This window comes from Peptoniphilus indolicus (assembly GCF_900454665.1).
GTDB lineage: Bacteria > Bacillota > Clostridia > Tissierellales > Peptoniphilaceae > Peptoniphilus > Peptoniphilus indolicus.
On the sequence record NZ_UGTH01000002.1, the window covers coordinates 1 to 15789 of the forward strand.

Sequence of the window (15789 nt, forward strand, 5' to 3'; positions counted from 1 at the left end):
AAGATTGGTAAAACCAGAAATGACCAATTTGAAAATAGAATGAGATTTTTAGAAAGTAATGGATACGCTAATATTACAGGGCTAAAAAGAGAATTTGCTATAGTGGATGGATATGACGAGAAAGAAAAGCTTATACATGATTTTTTAGTAAAAGTAGGATTGTTAATACAGAACTATTTGCTTTAGATATAGAAATAGCAAAATCGTTATTATCTTCTTTAGATGGTAAGCAGATTTATCCAAAAGATAAGAGTAAAAAGGAAGTATTTAAGGAATCAACAGAAGAAATAAAACTTAAGTCAGATAATGGGTTTGTTCCAGATGGGGAATATGTATTAAACCGTAATATTAAAGGTTTTGGTAAAGTTTATGGTAAAGCAAAAGTAGAAGATGGTATATTTACAGTTTTAAAAGGAAGTATTTGTGGAAATACTGGGAAAGGGTATATTTCTTCTATTAGACGAAATGCAAATATAGTAAATAATATATTACAAGAAGACATTGTATGTGTTAATCCATCGAGCGCAGGTTGGATAATTATCGGAAAATCTAATAATGGATGGGTTGAATGGAAGGATATACATGGTAACAGAATCGAAAAATATAGAGATATAGAAAGATAGTTTATGTATAAGATAGTTACTATAGAAATAGCAAGAGGTAAGTTTATGCCAAATTTAAAAGCAAAAGAATATAAAAATTTGAAGATATTAAACATATCAGAAAAGATGGAAGTGAGTATTGGAGTGCAAGAGAACTTTCTGCTGTACTTGATTACTATCAATGGCGTAATTTTCAAAAAGGTAATTGATAAGGCTATGATTGCTTGTGAAAATAGTGGGCATGAAGTAACATACGATTTTGCTGAGGCCAGCAAAATCGTAGAAGCTGGTGCTACAAGCAAGTCTATTAAAGATTATGAACTTACAAGATATGCTATTTGATTGTGCAAATGGTGATCCTAGAAAAGAAGTTATTGCACTTGGACAAACCTACTTTGCTATACAAACATATCGTCAAGAGCTAGCGGATCATTTTAATCAGCTTGATGAGGATAGAAGACGGCTTGTTGTTCGAGGTGATATTAAACAATGGAATCAGATTTTAGTTGAAACAGCACATGATGCGGGAGTTATCACAAACGAAGAATTCGCTATATTCCAAAATGCTGGATATATGGGTGTATGGCGGATTAGATGTAGAAGATACATTCTAGGAAGGTCTAGCTGCAAGACAAAAGATTTTGGATTACATGGGAAGTGAACTCATTGCGAATTTAGAATTTCACAGACAGAAGAAAAGCTAAGGAAAGACAAAGTTGAGGGTGCATATGCAGCAACAAAAGTGCATTATTCAGTAGGAAAAGAAGTGAGAGGTGCCATTGAGAAAATAGGTGGGCCAGAAGATTTTTACCAGTTCCAGAGAAAAATATTCAACAGATAGAAAAAGAACAGATGAAACGTCTTAAGGATAAAGCTAAACAGGGAAAGTTGATGTTGGATGAATAATGTGTGTCCCCAAAAACACTCTTACTGTAGTATAAACACTGATATTGTTTTGAGATTAAAAACTCAAAAACTAGGTATAAAGACACCAGATTTTAGAAACTTAATAGATACTGATAATTTGTAAAATAAACAAATATGCTATGATAATTATTGGGTTTGAATAAGATTATAAATTCAAGAGGTTAAAAATCCTCAGCAAGACTATTAGTATAATCTATGTTAATTTGATTAAGTTGAGAGTCAAAAATTAAAGTATGTATTGTAAAAATTTTTATACGGGGTTTGCTTTATTCATATGTTAAAAAATATAAAATTTAAGAAGAAAGTGAAATTAACTAGTTCATCAAATCATATATTCAGACTAAAATATAAAAAAATAAACTCGGAGCATTCCGAGTTATTTATTCTTATATTTTCTTGACCAATTTTGATTTTAGATAAATTCTACCAACTCCATCTACAGTAGCTTCAATGTCGTGACCATTTACTTCAGGTTTAAGAATTTTAATTTAGTAGCTTTAGTTCCTTGTTTTAATCTATCTTTGCCTAATGGTAATTCTTTTATTGTAGTAACTGAATCGCCATCTGCTAATTCAGCTCCGTTAAAATCAAATGTTTTGCTAGCAAGTTCAGCAGCTTCCATATCTGCATCTGTCCACTCATGAAAACACATAGGACAAACATATAAATGATTATCTTTGTATGTGTAGCCTTCTCCACACTGTGGGCAATTTGGTAAATCTATCATTCTAACCTCCAAATAATTTATTACTGATAATATTATAACATAAATAATTTAATTAAAAATGATAGTGAACATTCATTACAATTAAGCTTATCAGCCTCTGGGTTAGAGATTTAAAAACAATTATAGAAATGTTGTTATATTTGTAAAATAGATTCAGAAACTTGGAATCAAGCAACAAATATAAGAGCTAAGTGTAGTGTATTTAGAAGATTTTTATATATAGAAATATAAAAAATTTTTCAAAAGTTTGAATAATACTTATTGTAACAATATCTAAAATTATCATCAAATGCAACTATAAACTTTTGATTATATAAAAAACTGTCTAGAGTTGTCAAACATATGTGACAAGAAAATTCAATTTTTTTATTATGGTGAAGGCAAAAAATTAGATTCTGCCTTCAAAAAATATTGTTAATTGCGACAATATCTTATCCCAGCCCTTATTCTAGTGGCCCACTTGCTAGATGCATCTACCATCGCAAGGTACAAGTGTAATGTCAATATAAGAATGTACATTTTCCTATTCCTTCCGGATATTTGAAATAGATACTTTGTTTATCTAGAGTTATTATATACATCTTCTACTTTTTATTTAAAGAATAATATCCAATTTAAGTATATATTTTCGCGAATATAATTACTGGAAATTGCATTCTTCAACCAATCTACCATCTCGAGTATATAAAAATAAGGAATTATTTTAATCAAACTTTAATATAATTGCATAACTAAAAAGCTCATCTATTTATTTTGTCTATATTCGATTACAGCCATTTTTATTTGATTATAGGAGATATTTTCGTTTACAGCTTCTTTTATTGGCTTTAATTTTGAGTAACCCAAGCGTTCAATCGCTTTAAATATTTCATTTCTTACATTTTTATCCAAATTAAAATTTATATTTTCAAGATATCCTGTTTTTTGAGCAATGTCTAGGTGTTTAAGTACAGTTTCGGAAGTTATATTTCGTTGAATGGCAATTTCTTCTATAGACATACCTTCTTTAAATAGCATGGCTGAACGTTTGAAAGAGTTTGAGAATGATTTTTTCTTTATACTATTTTCTTGAGGAATGGAATAATTATCGTACTTATTTTGTGTTAAATCGACGTCTTTAACAAAATCTAAGATCAATTCAAGAAATCTTTTACCATATTTTCTTATTTTAGTTTCGCCAAATCCAGGCATCTCTTTAAATTCTCTCATTGTTTGAGGCTTCATAATGGCTAGATTTTTCAAATGTGAATTATGCAGTATCACATAAGGCGGAACATTTTCTTCTTCTGCTATAGAATTTCTTAAATATCTTAAATTTTCAAATAGTTCGGCATCAATGGAGGATAAATTTCTTTTATTATAGAAGTTTTGTTGTTTGCTTTTGGAGTTTTCTTTTTAATCATGTAAAACTCCTCTTCGCCTTGTAATAGGTTGACGGATGATTTAGTTAATCTCAATTCTCGATGTCTTCCAAGAACAAGATATTTGTCTGAGATAAGTTTAGATATTATATTTTAATTTCATCACGACTAAGATTATTCATGATTCCATAGGTGGATAATTTATCGAAATTCCAGTTAAGTACTTTATGGTTAGAAGATCCTTTTAAAACTAAAGAAACCAAGTCCATTCCAAAGTTTTGATCCATACGAACTATACAGGACAAAACTTTTTGAGCATCAATTGTTCTGGATTCAATTTCTGTTTTATTTAAGCAAACAGAGCAGTTATTGCACTTGTCATGGGTATTTTTATCAAAATAATTAATTATTTGCCAACGTAAACACTTAGTTGAATAGCAATAGGCAATCATTTGTTCGAGTTTTTTATATGAATAATTGTCATTATTAGATTTTATTAAGAATTTATTAGTTACTATATCTTGTGGGGAAAATAAGAGGATTGCATTTGCAGGTTCTCCATCTCTGCCGGCTCTACCTGCCTCTTGATAGTATGACTCAATGTCTTTTGGCATATTGTAGTGAATAACTTGTCTTACGTCAGGTTTATCTATGCCCATTCCAAAAGCATTAGTACAAACCATTATTGAAATTTCATCTTTTAAAATGCATTTTGAATGGCATTTCTTTGCGTAATATCTATACCGGCATGGTATTTCCCGACCGAATATCCTCTATCTTGAAGAAAATCTTTTATTTCATCTACAAGTTTTCTAGTTGAGCATAAATTATTTGAGATTGACATTTATCCAATAGTTCAAGTAACCTTTCTTTTTATCTTTAGGTTCTTCAACGGCAAAATAGATATTTGGTCTGTCGAAGCTGGATACATGAATAAAAGGCTCTACTTGATCAAGCTGGTTGATTATATCTTTTCTGACTAATTGATTTGCTGTTGCCGTAAATGCTGAAACTACCGGTCTTATATTAAGATTTTGTATAAAAGAAGAAATTGTTCTGTAAGAAGGTCTGAAGTCATGACCCCATTGTGAAATACAATGCGCTTCATCAACAACTATTTGCGAGATGTTGAGATTTTTAGCCCATTGCGTGAAAAAAACATTTTCTAATCTTTCAGGAGCTATGTATAAGAGTTTTATATTTCCATTTTCAATTTCATTTTTAACTTCGCCGGTTTGGGTGAAATCTTGACTGGAATTCATAAGTCTTGCCGGGATTCCCTTTAGCCTTAAGTCATCGACTTGATCTTTCATTAGGGCAATAAGTGGTGAGATAAATATAGTTAAACCATCAATCAGCATTGCGGGAATTTGGTAGCATATAGATTTTCCGCCGCCTGTGGGTAGTACACCCAAAACATCTTTCCCATTTAAAATATTGTTTATTAAATCTTCTTGTCCAGATCTAAAATTATCATAGCCAAAATATTTTTTTAAAATTTGTTTAACTTCCATAATTTTCTCCTTTTAAGTCATTAATTTATAGTAGATATTTTTTTAATATTATTTCCTTGAGCTAATTATAGCATTAAAGATTAGCTTTATGGTTACGAGAAAAGGTAAGTGGACAGATGATTACTCAAAGCAACGGGATTTTATTAGAATAAGATTAAATAATAAAATGATTGACAGGAAAACATTACCGTGCTAGACTGAAAATAGTTAACTAAGTGAACAGTTCACAATAGATACTTTTTGGAGGGGTTTTATGACTGAGAAAGTTAGTAAAAAGAGAGATTTATCTTTATTATTACTTATAGGTGGTATTGTGTTAGGGGCTATTATAGGTTTAGTGTTTGGTGAAAAGGCGACAGTGTTAAAACCTTTAGGAGATATTTTCTAAATTTGATGTTTACAATAGTTGCTCCTATGGTGTTAGTTTCTATATCAACTGCGGTTGGCAATATGATAGACATGAAGAGATTAGGTAAAATATTAACTTGGACAATGTTGATATTTGTAGTTACAGGTCTATTCGCAGGTATAGTTAGTTTTGGGACTTTAAATATTTTTAATATTGTAGATCCAGGGTCTATGAACTTTGAAATGGCTGCTGAGCAAGGTGTTGAAATAAATCTGCAGGAGACATGGTAGTTGAAACTTTAACTGTAAGTGATTTTCCTGAAATATTAAGCAGAAAAAACATGTTGGCAATTATCGTGTTCTCTATAATGCTGGGCTTGGCTGTAAGTAAAAACGGAGGAAAAGACAGCCTTGTAGGCAAATTACTAAATAATTTAAATAATGTTATTATGACTATTATTTCTTTTATTATGAAGCTTGCGCCAATTGGATTAGGAGCTTATTTTGCAAATTTAGTTGGAGAGTTTGGACCGGAACTTATTGGGAATTATGGAAGGTTACTGGCAGTATATTATCCTTTGATAATTATTTATGTAGTAATATTTTTCCCTTTGTATGCTTACTTTGCTGGTGGTAAGATAGGTGTGAGAAGGATGTCTAAAAATATAATAAAACCAATGGTAACATCTTTTGCAACTCAATCTTCTGTGGCAACTCTACCAGTTAACAAGAATGCTTGTAATAATATAGGAGTGTCTGAAGATATATCCGATATTATACTTCCATTAGGTTGTACAATGCATATGGACGGTTCAGTTATTTCGTCCATATTTAAAATAGCATTTTTATTTGGAATTTATGGAATTCCCTATACGGGAATAGATGTGTATGCTAAGTCTATGATGGTGGCTATATTGAGTGCATTTGTATTATCAGGGGCGCCAGGAGGTGGATTAGTTGGGGAAATGTTAATAGTATCACTATTTAATTTTCCTCCTGAGTCATTCCCGATTATTGCAACGATTGGATTTTTAGTGGATCCTGCAGCTACAATGGCAAATGCAAGTGGAGATACAATAGCTTCAATGATGGTAACAAGAATTGTTGAAGGCAAAAATTGGATAAGAAAGAAGGATGTGGCGAGTGAATAAAATAAATTTGGCAAATCTACCGACACCAATTGAAAAAATCGAGTCATTAAGCAAAAAATATAAAAAAAATATTTATATAAAGCGCGATGATTTCACGGGTACTGAAGTATCCGGAAATAAAATTAGAAAATTGGAATACACTATGCAAGACGCTATAAATCAATGTGCTGATACAATTATAACAACTGGAGCTATTCAATCAAATCATTGTAGAGCAACTGCTGCAGCTTCAGCTAAACTTGGTTTGGATTGTCATTTAGTATTAGTTGGTGAAGTTGGAAATAACGAAGGAAACTATTTTTTAGACAAATTATTGGGTGCTAAAATTCATGTAATAAAAGAATCATCTGAAAGAGAAACATATGTAGAAGAGTTGATACAAAATTTAAATGACAATGGGCATAAAGCCTACTATATGCCGGTTGGAGCTTCTACATCAGTTGGAGCGTTAGGATACCAAGCTTGTTTTGATGAAATAATAGACCAAGAAAAAAGCTTGGGGGTTAAATTCGATGCAATATTTTCGACAACTGGTTCAGGTGGAACATATGCAGGTCTTTGGTATGGCAATTACAAAAATAAGTCAAACAAAGAAATTTTTGGTATAAGTGTTAGCGAGTCAAGTGAACATTTTAAAAAAGTAATAGTTGAAATATTAAAAGGTATGAACTGTAATATTACAGATTTCAATGGGATAAATATAGTTGATGATTACATTGGCTTAGGTTATGGAAAATATACAGAAAAAGAAATTCAAGCCTATATAGATATATCAAAAGAAACGGGAATAATTTTTGACCCTTGTTATACAGGGAAGGGTTTTATCGGGATGCTTGAAGAGATAAAAAATTCAGATTTTGAAAATATTTTATTTATACACACCGGTGGGTTACAAGGTTGGACTAAAGAAATGAGAGATGTTGCGGATAAATTACTAAATTATTGAGAGGAGTAAATATGAAATATAATTTTAGTTCAGCAGTAGATAGAAGAAAATCAAACCCAAGCAAGTGGTTAAAGGTAAATAATACAGAAGAGGATTTTGTGTTGCCGATGTCTACTGCAGATATGGATTTCGAATTATGCAAGGAAATTAGAAATGACTTAACCGGATATATAAGCGAACAAGTCTTAGGTTATTCAAGACCTACAAAAGAATATTTAGAGAGCGTTGTAGAATTTTTTAAGTCACACCATGGTTTTAATATAAGACAAGAATGGATATTTACAACTCCAGGAGTTGTTTCAGCATTAGCAACTGCTGTTGGAGAATTTACAAATGTTGGAGAGAAAGTTATCATTATGACTCCTATTTATCCACCGTTTTATGATGTAGTTAAAGGTCAAGATAGACAAGTTTCTGAATGTCCAATGATTTTTAATGATGGAAATTATTTTATTGATTTTGAACTTTTAGAAAAACAAGCTAAACAAGCAAAACTTATTTTATTCTGTAGCCCACATAATCCGTCGGGAAGAGTTTGGGACGTTGAAGAATTAGAAAAGTTGGGGAGAATATGTATTGATAACGGTCTAATGATAGTGAGCGATGAAATTCATTCAGATATAATGTTGAGCGAGAAGAAGCACAGGATTATAGGCACTATTTCAAGTGGAGTTTTGGATAACTCTATAATTTGTACAGCAGCATCAAAGACATTTAACATTGCCGGACTTCAATGCTCAAACATAATAATAGCTAATGAAAAGATAAGGAGCAGATTTATTGTTGCCAACGAGAAAATTGGATTGGAAAGAGCTAATGTTTTAGGGATGGTAGCAACTCAATCAGCTTATACTAATGGTCAGGCTTGGATAGAAGAAGTGACAGAAGTAATAAAGGAAAATTTAAGAGTTTTAGTGAACTTTTTAGAAAAGTACAATAATTTATTTTCATACGTAGTTCCACAGGCTAGTTTTTTGGTCTGGATTTCATATGAAAAGATGGGAATTGATGAAAATAAAATGTGTGAATTGCTTGATGAGGCAAAGTGCTATGTGAATTTAGGTTCCGAATATGGATACGGCGGAGAAAGACATATGAGAATTAATATTGGTTTACCTAAGAAATATTTAACCGAAAATTTAATGAGACTAGAAGAAGTTTTAAAGAAACATAAGTATATATAAAGCAAGTCCTCCGGGTTATCCGGGGGACTTAATTTATTTGGATTATTCTTTTTCAATAGCATCTTTATACTTCCTCAAAAAAATTCTTGATTTTGCAATTTCATCAAGACTGAAATCTTGAGATAAGAAAGTTGTTGTAAAAATTGTCGATTCGATATCATGTATCATATGTTTTTTATTAAAAATCTCACCTTTTTTTGTCAAATATAAATCATATTTTCTTTTATTTTCAGGATTTATTTCTCTATAAATATATCCATCACTTTCTAGTTTATTTATAATTTTAGAAATATATGCCTTGGAGACATTCCATATTTCATTTAATTCAATGGCGTTTATACCAGGAGATTTGAAAATATTATAGATAATGTGCGCTTCAATCATAGACAATTTATCAGAGTCTCCATAATTTTTTGGAACTTTCATAAGAGATTGCAAAGTCATAAACAGCTTGGTTAAACTCATTTACATCTTCAAATAATGCAATTAATTCCTCGTCAGAAAGTTTGTCTAAAGATTTTTGGTTTATCAATGCATGTAAGTCCATATAATCACTCCTAATAAAATATGATATATTGATAAGAAGATAAAGTCAAGTGAGTGAACAAATTTATAAATCCAATTATCAATTATAAAATGGCTTTAAATTATGAAATATAATACAATATTAGAAAATACATGGCCACTAGCGACAAAGAAAAACGTTTATTTATATTAAAAGAATTGTTGAAAATATTTCAAATTGAAGGATTTGGAATAAGTGAAGAGCATGGAAATTAATGGTTGGTGGTTCATGAGAATAAAGAAGGATTTGATAAACTAAATAAAAATAGGTTATTGACATCAATTGCAACGTCATCACTATTAGCCGTCACAATTGGAACAACTCTTAAAAGTGAATTAGAGAGATAAAAACTTCTGATAGAATCGATCTGCTTATATATTTTATTAAGTATAGTGGATTTAGGCTTATTTGAGATGCGTTAGAAGGATTTACCGAAGATCACAAGCTAAGAATTATAACAACATCATATATGGGAGTTTCTGATTTTAATGCAATAGTTGAGCTTTTAAAGTTGCCAAATACTGAAGTTGAAATTTTATATGATACAAACAGAACTGACTGCACGTAAAATCTTATTGTTTTGAAAGAAGTACGGGATATTCATCAGCTTATATAGGATCTTCAAATATATAAAATCCGGCTTTGATTTCTGGATTGGAGTGGAATTTAAAAATTTTAGAATACATATCACCCGATGCAGTTAAATCTTAGAGCAACCGTTATAGCTTTTTTACAAGATATCAATGAGAAAATAAGATAAAAATTGATATGATAATTTATATTAAAGGAGTACTGACAGTGAGTATTAAAAATAATAAAAAATTTTGGGATAAATTTGCCAAACTATATAACGCTTTTATTAAAAAAGATAAAAAAGTTTATGATAAAATTTGCGGAAATATTTGTCATTATTTGAATAAAGATATGAATATACTTGAACTTGCTTGTGGATCAGGGCAACTGTCGTTTAGTCTTTCAAGGTATACTAAAAGTTGGATTGCAACAGACTTCTCTGAACAAATGATTGTGGAGGCAAGGAAGCGTGGAAAATACAAAAACCTTACATTTGAAATAGCTGATGCAACATCATTATCTTTTGCAGATGGAAAATTTGATTGTGTTGTAATAGCTAATGCACTTCACATTATGCCTAAGCCGGATGAGGCAATGAAAGAAATATCTAGGGTATTAAAATCTAATGGTATTTTATTTGCTCCTACTTTTCTATGGAAAGAGGGGAAACAAAGAAAAATTATAAAAATGATTATGTCCATTTTAGGATTTAAGATGTATCAAGAATGGAATAAAAAGCAATTTGAAGAATTTATTGAGGAATATGGATTTTCAGTAGTTGAAATGAAACTGATATATGGAGGGCTTGCACCAGTTGGCGTGATGATTGCTAAAAGTGTAACATAACATATCTTTTTCTTAATTTCATACCAAAATACGATAGATTTCAAGAATTCTAAGAAATAAAATTTCTTTTCCTATATGCGTTATTAAAAAGATATTTTGAAATTATTTCAGACAAATATTGAAAATACAAAATGACAAGGTGAAAAGCAGTTGAGGATTTTTAAGTGAAAGCTGAAAAACTTTACTACAAAGAAATTATAGGCTACATCTTCTATGAAGCTCCAAGAGAAGAAAATAACTTCACAGCACTACTTGATACAATTGATTTTTTAGAAGTTAGAGAAGATGAATACCAAAGGACAGGCAAAGAACTGATGATCCAAGGAGAGATTATCGTAATGGATGGGGCAAATACATTTTTCAACTTAGAGGCGTAAGATCTTATGTATCATATAAATACTATATTACAAAACATAAGAACTACAAGTCCCTTGAGAATTATGACAAGAAGAATATACTTGGTATAGAAGATATACATAAAGATATGGAAGGGTGAAACTAAGCGGAAAGACCGTTATTAAAAGGATGAAATAGCATATAATAATATAAAATAGATAAAATTGGAGGTAATTTTTTGGATTTTATTATTTTGAAGATACAAATTATATATACGGCTATTATGTCAGGAATGATGCTTATGTATACAGTTACATTGGGGAGCTATTTTAATTATATCTTAAAAAATAAGATATTAAGCGGATTTCAAGATTATTCATCTTTTCGTTCAAATACTAATGTTAAAATAAATCACTCTATTATATTACTTGGGCAAATAATAGTATCAATCATATCTTTGATTTTAAATTACAATAAAGGTTTTAACCCATTATGCTTTAGCTTAATTGTTCCAATTATAATGTTGGTGTTGCATACATTAACAGGTTTTGGGGAAGTAGAGAATTTGGTAAATAGCGGAAAGAAAGTAGAAATGAATCAGATTGAAAAATATGTTACATGGAATATTCCACTTCATATTATATATTTTATCTTATATCTAATATCTGCTGAGCAACTACTTAGCCTATTTTAATAAGTAATAAATACAAATATTTTATTAAAACAGAATATAATAAAATCAAAGGTAATTTCAAAACGATATGATACTCCATAAGTAGACAAGGTAAATAACCAAAACTACTTATGGAGTTTTTTATTATTTGAAAATTTTAAGGAGGAATTAGAGTGGATGAAAATAATAGATTTTGATTTTCAATAGGATTAAGCCAATTTAAGGTCTGAATTGAAAGCCTGGTAGATCTATACAAATATCTTTTCATCTGATTAATTATTTTTTCAAGCTCTTACATACTTTTGATACTTTTTGCCCTATTTATCTTCAAACATGGCTAAATTTGTAAAAGTCAATTCTTCTGTAGATGCTCTATATACTGATTTTAAATCTTTCATTACTCCTTTTATATCTTTGAAATATACATATTTGGAGAGATTTCTTATTTGATGGATTATACATTTTTGTATCTCTGCTTTTGGATATACAACTTCTATTACTTGTGGTTTAAAGAATCCTTTTCTATCTCTTAGAATACTTAAGTCTATATATCCATAGGATTATTTAACAGTTTTTTTGCTTGAAGTGTTTCTTGCATTAAAGGTTAATGGATTTTCATCATATTCATAGGGTAAATGAGCATCTAATTCAGCTTTTAATATTTGTTTCATTGTATCACGTAAAAGATCTTTTAGAGCTTTTTGCAGGTCATATATTACTTCTGGTTGAAATTCTTCAATTAACATCTTAGATATTTTGTTTAACTTTGTTTATGGTCTCTTTCTTGGCATAAAAATTCCTCCTGATTAGTTATTGTTTACCATAATCAGGAGGTTATATACACAAAATTTTACACAATCTCGAAGAACTGTAAAAAAAAGTAGACTTTTATTTACATATAAATCACATACTAATTTAGTGATAGTAATCTTTTATAAAACAGTAAATTTAACATCTATATGTACTTTATTAGTATATCACAGTTTGTATTTTATTTCCTAAAATTATTGCCAATTAAAGTCTAACATTATTGACAGTTAAGGTAGAATCAAACCACAAAAATTACAAGAAGGAGGAGTTAAAAGGCAATAATTAAATAGAGACATACTATTAATTTTAGGTATTTTTGATGTGGTTTTAAAGCTTAGATATTAAATCAGTACAACTAATTAATGACAGGTAAATCTATATGACACAGGTCTTTATTAAGCAAAAAAAACTTAAAATCAAGTCACAAGGAGGAAAACATGACAAAAAAAATTAAAAGTTTACTAGCTATAATGATGGCGCTAGTAATGATTCTATCAGTAGGGTTTGGAAGTGAGAAGGCTTTTGCTTATGCAATTGCTAATCAGGGGAAAATTACAGTAAATAAAACAATAAAGGATAAGAAATATGCTATTTATAAAATCTTTGATTTAACTTATACAGGCGAAGATGAAAACAAAAATGTTTCTTATACCATTGCAGAAGATTGGAAAGATTTCTTTGAAAATGGCGCTGGAAAAAGTTATATCGTTAATGACAATACAGGAGAATTAAACCCTATAACAGTAGATGGCAAGGTAAAATATATTAATATCACTGAAGCGAATATTAAAGACTTTGCAAAAGCTGCACAGAGTCAACTAAGTAAGATGAATAAAACCGAAGTAAAAACGGCACAGGGAGAAACATTAGTTTTTGAAAACCTAGAGCTTGGTTACTACATGGTTAGTCCGGAAGGAGCTACAGAACCAACAGGTGAGAAGCATGGTTCAATCGTATCTTTAACATCAACCTTACCAGAAGTAACAGTGAACTCAAAAGGTAAGTATCCAACTATAACGAAAAAAGTGGATAAAAAGTCTGAAGACTATAGTAAGCCGGTTAAATTTACACTTGAATCTAAGATTCCCGATACAACAGGATATGATAAGTATGAATTTTTTGTAACAGATACCCTTTCAAAGGGACTTGAACTTGATACAGATACTATAAAAGTAAAAATTGGAGATAAACAAGAACAAACTGTAGGTATAGAAAAAAGTGCAAACTATTATTATGAAAAATCAGCGGGAACAGATGGTTCAACTGTTTTAAAGATATTTTTCAATATGAAAGAGCTACAAGAAGATGTAAATAAAAAACTTGAAATTACCTATCAAGCTAAAATAGGAAAAGATGCTCTAGTAGGAAATACTGGTAACCCAAACGAAGTTGAATTAGAATACAGCAATGACCCTAAAAATAATGATTCAAAAGAAAAAACACCAAAGGTTACTGTAAAAGTTTATACAGGGAAAATTAAGCTGATAAAACATGAAAAAGATAATGAGGGGAAAAAACTTCAAAATGCCGAATTTGTTTTATACAAAAAAGAAGGAGGCAACAAAGTTAAATACTATAAGTTAAATGAGAGTAGCGATAAAAAAGAAGTTATTTGGGTTGATGATATTAACCATGCTACAGTTGTTTATACGGATTTTGAAGGTAAAGCTGAGTTTAAAGGTCTAGCAGCCGGAACATTTTTCCTAAAGGAAACAAAAGCACCGGACGGATATAACCTACTAACAACAGATACAGAGGTTACGCTAACAGATGATGATTCAAGTACAAGTACATTAAAAATGGAAGCTGAATCCAAGATAGCAAACTCAAGCGGTATAGCACTTCCTGGCACAGGCGGTATGGGTACAACCCTATTTGCAGTTCTAGGTGGAGCAATCATCCTAATCGCACTATATAGTCTTGCAAAAGGAAAAGTAAAAAAAGAAAGGAACTAAAAAATCTTGGGTAGAGCCGGTTATCCGGCTCTGTTCAAATAAAAATTATTTATGGAAAAAAGCAAATCAATTTTTTTTCGTGTTCTTTTATTAATAGGTTGTAGTATTTTCTTCTACCCTACTATCAGCGACTATGTCAACAGCATCACTCAATCCAGAGCGATTGTTGAATACCAAGAAGCACTAAGTCAGTTTGAAGGGCTGGAGATTGAGCAAATAAAAGAAAGGGCGGATAAGTACAATCAAAATTTATTAAAGATAGAACATCCATTATCCAATCCTCTTTCACTCATAGGATATAGAGAAAACCTGGACCCTTTTAAAAACGGAATGATGGGAACAGTCACGATAGACAAAATAAATATAAACCTTCCTATCTACCACGATGTAAACGAGGGGGTTATCCAAGTAGGAGTTGGACACCTGCCGGGGTCATCTTTACCGGTAGGAGGTAAGGGTACTCATACCGTTATATCAACCCACAGCGGACTGCCGTCAGCCAAACTGTTTACCGATTTAAATAAGCTGAAAATTGGGGACGAGTTCATCTTATCTGTATTAGGTGATGATCTAACCTATAAAATAAATCAAATTATTACTGTTTTACCAAAAGAAGCAGAAGCCTTAAAAATAGAAGAGGACAAAGAATATGTAACCATGTTTACATGCACCCCTTACGGAATAAATACTCATAGGCTTCTAGTAAGAGGGGAAAGAATAATAAAAGATACAAACCATAAAGAAGTAAAAACTCTTGAAAAGCGGAAAAAAATATAAAAACACATCTAATTAAGATGATAATTTTCTTGAGTGTATTTCTTATCATTCTATTTACAATTATAAAAGATCTAATATCTTTAAACCAAAATAGAAAAAAAGATAAAAATTAAAAATTTGCTTTAAGCAAGATTTATTGGAGGTGAAAGATGAATAAAATAAAAAAATCCTACCATTATTTCTTATGTGCTTAATAATTAGTCTTATGATATTTCCCTTAGATGCTTTGGCAAGTAGCGACTTTGATATAGATAAATACGTTCAATTTATTATAGACTATCAGAATGATGGAAAGAAATTATCTAATGCAGACTTTGATATATATAAAGTGGCAGATGTTGATAAAGATCTAAATATTAAACTCACAGAGAAATTTAGTAAATATCCTGTGGATTTAACAAAATTAAATCAAGAGGCCTGGAACGATTATGCTCTGACTCTTAAGGGATATGTACAAAGAGACGGGTTAAAAGCTCTAGTTACAGGTACAACTG

22 protein-coding genes and 3 pseudogenes are annotated in these 15789 nt (G+C 30.4%); 15 read left to right on the forward strand and 10 right to left on the reverse strand.

Annotated features, from left to right (window positions below):
- The 3 genes and pseudogenes from DYE58_RS11445 to DYE58_RS11455 all read left to right on the forward strand — a co-directional run.
- A pseudogene (locus DYE58_RS11445) lies at positions 1 to 186 on the forward strand (hypothetical protein); the annotation flags it as partial.
- A gap of 440 nt (positions 187 to 626) precedes the next feature.
- Positions 627 to 944: a hypothetical protein gene (locus tag DYE58_RS11450; protein ID WP_245946148.1), complete on the forward strand. Its 318-nt coding sequence runs from the start codon at positions 627 to 629 to the stop codon at positions 942 to 944.
- Positions 919 to 1263, forward strand: coding sequence for a hypothetical protein (locus tag DYE58_RS11455; protein WP_245946150.1), 345 nt, complete (start codon positions 919 to 921; stop codon positions 1261 to 1263). The genes DYE58_RS11450 and DYE58_RS11455 overlap by 26 nt, the downstream gene beginning before the upstream one ends.
- Before the next feature lie 652 nt (positions 1264 to 1915).
- Here the strand turns inward: DYE58_RS11455 and DYE58_RS11645 are convergent.
- The 6 genes from DYE58_RS11645 to DYE58_RS10820 form a co-directional block, all read right to left on the reverse strand.
- Complete coding sequence (locus tag DYE58_RS11645) at positions 1916 to 2017, reverse strand: PhnA domain-containing protein (RefSeq protein WP_342769548.1); 102 nt, start codon at positions 2015 to 2017, stop codon at positions 1916 to 1918.
- A complete protein-coding gene (locus tag DYE58_RS10805) occupies positions 1993 to 2256 on the reverse strand; it encodes an alkylphosphonate utilization protein (protein ID WP_245946152.1) in 264 nt (87 codons plus the stop codon). The genes DYE58_RS11645 and DYE58_RS10805 overlap by 25 nt, the downstream gene beginning before the upstream one ends.
- Positions 2257 to 3000: 744 nt before the next feature.
- On the reverse strand, positions 3001 to 3594 hold the full coding sequence (locus DYE58_RS10810) for an HRDC domain-containing protein (RefSeq protein ID WP_342769549.1): 594 nt from the start codon (positions 3592 to 3594) through the stop codon (positions 3001 to 3003).
- A gap of 169 nt (positions 3595 to 3763) precedes the next feature.
- Positions 3764 to 4300: an RQC domain-containing protein gene (locus DYE58_RS10815; protein ID WP_115312361.1), complete on the reverse strand. Its 537-nt coding sequence runs from the start codon at positions 4298 to 4300 to the stop codon at positions 3764 to 3766.
- Between the two features lie 17 nt (positions 4301 to 4317).
- On the reverse strand, positions 4318 to 4461 hold the full coding sequence (locus DYE58_RS11105; protein WP_172463345.1) for a hypothetical protein: 144 nt from the start codon (positions 4459 to 4461) through the stop codon (positions 4318 to 4320).
- The gene (locus DYE58_RS10820) at positions 4445 to 5131 is read right to left on the reverse strand and encodes a RecQ family ATP-dependent DNA helicase (protein WP_115312362.1); all 687 of its coding nucleotides are present in this window, start codon (positions 5129 to 5131) and stop codon (positions 4445 to 4447) included. The genes DYE58_RS11105 and DYE58_RS10820 overlap by 17 nt, the downstream gene beginning before the upstream one ends.
- A 253-nt stretch (positions 5132 to 5384) precedes the next feature.
- Between DYE58_RS10820 and DYE58_RS11600 the strand changes: the two genes are divergently transcribed.
- From DYE58_RS11600 to DYE58_RS10835, 5 genes are read left to right on the forward strand one after another with little or no spacing between them, the layout of a single operon-like run.
- Positions 5385 to 5519, forward strand: a complete 135-nt coding sequence (locus DYE58_RS11600; protein ID WP_281269848.1) for a hypothetical protein — start codon at positions 5385 to 5387, stop codon at positions 5517 to 5519.
- A gap of 5 nt (positions 5520 to 5524) precedes the next feature.
- Positions 5525 to 5770 (forward strand): cation:dicarboxylate symporter family transporter, encoded by a 246-nt coding sequence (locus DYE58_RS11605; RefSeq protein WP_281269849.1) that lies wholly within the window; start codon positions 5525 to 5527, stop codon positions 5768 to 5770.
- On the forward strand, positions 5764 to 6630 hold the full coding sequence (locus DYE58_RS10825; protein WP_281269850.1) for a dicarboxylate/amino acid:cation symporter: 867 nt from the start codon (positions 5764 to 5766) through the stop codon (positions 6628 to 6630). Before DYE58_RS11605 ends, DYE58_RS10825 begins: the two co-directional genes overlap by 7 nt.
- A complete protein-coding gene (locus DYE58_RS10830) occupies positions 6614 to 7576 on the forward strand; it encodes a D-cysteine desulfhydrase family protein (protein WP_040552301.1) in 963 nt (320 codons plus the stop codon). The genes DYE58_RS10825 and DYE58_RS10830 overlap by 17 nt, the downstream gene beginning before the upstream one ends.
- 11 nt (positions 7577 to 7587) lie before the next feature.
- Positions 7588 to 8760 (forward strand): MalY/PatB family protein, encoded by a 1173-nt coding sequence (locus DYE58_RS10835; RefSeq protein WP_004820759.1) that lies wholly within the window; start codon positions 7588 to 7590, stop codon positions 8758 to 8760.
- A gap of 42 nt (positions 8761 to 8802) precedes the next feature.
- Here DYE58_RS10835 and DYE58_RS10840 read toward each other — a convergent pair whose 3' ends face one another.
- Positions 8803 to 9186 carry a MarR family transcriptional regulator gene (locus DYE58_RS10840; RefSeq protein ID WP_172463346.1) on the reverse strand — a complete coding sequence of 128 codons (384 nt, stop codon included), beginning with the start codon at positions 9184 to 9186 and terminating at the stop codon, positions 8803 to 8805.
- Entirely contained in the window at positions 9155 to 9307 is a 153-nt protein-coding gene (locus DYE58_RS11110; RefSeq protein ID WP_172463347.1) for a hypothetical protein, read from the reverse strand. The genes DYE58_RS10840 and DYE58_RS11110 overlap by 32 nt, the downstream gene beginning before the upstream one ends.
- A 236-nt stretch (positions 9308 to 9543) precedes the next feature.
- Between DYE58_RS11110 and DYE58_RS11610 the strand changes: the two genes are divergently transcribed.
- The 4 genes and pseudogenes from DYE58_RS11610 (at position 9544) to DYE58_RS10855 (ending at position 11774) form a co-directional block, all read left to right on the forward strand.
- Positions 9544 to 9672: a hypothetical protein gene (locus DYE58_RS11610; protein ID WP_004823563.1), complete on the forward strand. Its 129-nt coding sequence runs from the start codon at positions 9544 to 9546 to the stop codon at positions 9670 to 9672.
- 421 nt (positions 9673 to 10093) lie between these two features.
- On the forward strand, positions 10094 to 10744 hold the full coding sequence (locus DYE58_RS10845) for a class I SAM-dependent methyltransferase (RefSeq protein ID WP_115312019.1): 651 nt from the start codon (positions 10094 to 10096) through the stop codon (positions 10742 to 10744).
- A gap of 290 nt (positions 10745 to 11034) precedes the next feature.
- Positions 11035 to 11278: pseudogene (locus DYE58_RS11715) on the forward strand (VirD4-like conjugal transfer protein, CD1115 family); the annotation flags it as partial.
- A 40-nt stretch (positions 11279 to 11318) separates the two neighbouring features.
- Positions 11319 to 11774 (forward strand): hypothetical protein, encoded by a 456-nt coding sequence (locus DYE58_RS10855; RefSeq protein ID WP_040552303.1) that lies wholly within the window; start codon positions 11319 to 11321, stop codon positions 11772 to 11774.
- A 296-nt stretch (positions 11775 to 12070) separates the two neighbouring features.
- On the opposite strand, the gene DYE58_RS11465 is transcribed toward DYE58_RS10855, so the two are convergent.
- Positions 12071 to 12301 (reverse strand): transposase, encoded by a 231-nt coding sequence (locus tag DYE58_RS11465; protein ID WP_306424714.1) that lies wholly within the window; start codon positions 12299 to 12301, stop codon positions 12071 to 12073.
- A 12-nt stretch (positions 12302 to 12313) separates the two neighbouring features.
- Positions 12314 to 12499 (reverse strand): transposase, encoded by a 186-nt coding sequence (locus DYE58_RS11470; protein ID WP_004820766.1) that lies wholly within the window; start codon positions 12497 to 12499, stop codon positions 12314 to 12316.
- A gap of 501 nt (positions 12500 to 13000) precedes the next feature.
- On the opposite strand from DYE58_RS11470, the gene DYE58_RS10865 reads away from it, so the two are divergent.
- From DYE58_RS10865 to DYE58_RS10875, 3 genes and pseudogenes are all read left to right on the forward strand, one after another.
- Positions 13001 to 14518 (forward strand): SpaH/EbpB family LPXTG-anchored major pilin, encoded by a 1518-nt coding sequence (locus tag DYE58_RS10865; protein WP_004820768.1) that lies wholly within the window; start codon positions 13001 to 13003, stop codon positions 14516 to 14518.
- A 51-nt stretch (positions 14519 to 14569) separates the two neighbouring features.
- Entirely contained in the window at positions 14570 to 15295 is a 726-nt protein-coding gene (locus DYE58_RS10870) for a class C sortase (protein WP_218563727.1), read from the forward strand.
- A 184-nt stretch (positions 15296 to 15479) separates the two neighbouring features.
- Positions 15480 to 15789: pseudogene (locus tag DYE58_RS10875) on the forward strand (Cna B-type domain-containing protein); the annotation flags it as partial.

What these genes read in the sequence shown, in the direction of transcription:
- DYE58_RS11450 (WP_245946148.1), top strand. Translation starts at nt 627, where the DNA reads ATGTATAAGATAGTTACTATAGAAATAGCAAGAGGTAAGTTTATGCCA.
- DYE58_RS11455 (WP_245946150.1), top strand. Translation starts at nt 919, where the DNA reads ATGAACTTACAAGATATGCTATTTGATTGTGCAAATGGTGATCCTAGA.
- DYE58_RS10805 (WP_245946152.1), bottom strand. Translation starts at nt 2,256, where the DNA reads ATGATAGATTTACCAAATTGCCCACAGTGTGGAGAAGGCTACACATAC.
- DYE58_RS10815 (WP_115312361.1), bottom strand. Translation starts at nt 4,300, where the DNA reads ATGGTTTGTACTAATGCTTTTGGAATGGGCATAGATAAACCTGACGTA.
- DYE58_RS11105 (WP_172463345.1), bottom strand. Translation starts at nt 4,461, where the DNA reads ATGTCAATCTCAAATAATTTATGCTCAACTAGAAAACTTGTAGATGAA.
- DYE58_RS10820 (WP_115312362.1), bottom strand. Translation starts at nt 5,131, where the DNA reads ATGGAAGTTAAACAAATTTTAAAAAAATATTTTGGCTATGATAATTTT.
- DYE58_RS11600 (WP_281269848.1), top strand. Translation starts at nt 5,385, where the DNA reads ATGACTGAGAAAGTTAGTAAAAAGAGAGATTTATCTTTATTATTACTT.
- DYE58_RS11605 (WP_281269849.1), top strand. Translation starts at nt 5,525, where the DNA reads ATGTTTACAATAGTTGCTCCTATGGTGTTAGTTTCTATATCAACTGCG.
- DYE58_RS10825 (WP_281269850.1), top strand. Translation starts at nt 5,764, where the DNA reads ATGGTAGTTGAAACTTTAACTGTAAGTGATTTTCCTGAAATATTAAGC.
- DYE58_RS10830 (WP_040552301.1), top strand. Translation starts at nt 6,614, where the DNA reads ATGTGGCGAGTGAATAAAATAAATTTGGCAAATCTACCGACACCAATT.
- DYE58_RS10835 (WP_004820759.1), top strand. Translation starts at nt 7,588, where the DNA reads ATGAAATATAATTTTAGTTCAGCAGTAGATAGAAGAAAATCAAACCCA.
- DYE58_RS10840 (WP_172463346.1), bottom strand. Translation starts at nt 9,186, where the DNA reads ATGAAAGTTCCAAAAAATTATGGAGACTCTGATAAATTGTCTATGATT.
- DYE58_RS11110 (WP_172463347.1), bottom strand. Translation starts at nt 9,307, where the DNA reads ATGGACTTACATGCATTGATAAACCAAAAATCTTTAGACAAACTTTCT.
- DYE58_RS10845 (WP_115312019.1), top strand. Translation starts at nt 10,094, where the DNA reads ATGATAATTTATATTAAAGGAGTACTGACAGTGAGTATTAAAAATAAT.
- DYE58_RS11470 (WP_004820766.1), bottom strand. Translation starts at nt 12,499, where the DNA reads ATGTTAATTGAAGAATTTCAACCAGAAGTAATATATGACCTGCAAAAA.
- DYE58_RS10865 (WP_004820768.1), top strand. Translation starts at nt 13,001, where the DNA reads ATGACAAAAAAAATTAAAAGTTTACTAGCTATAATGATGGCGCTAGTA.
- DYE58_RS10870 (WP_218563727.1), top strand. Translation starts at nt 14,570, where the DNA reads ATGGAAAAAAGCAAATCAATTTTTTTTCGTGTTCTTTTATTAATAGGT.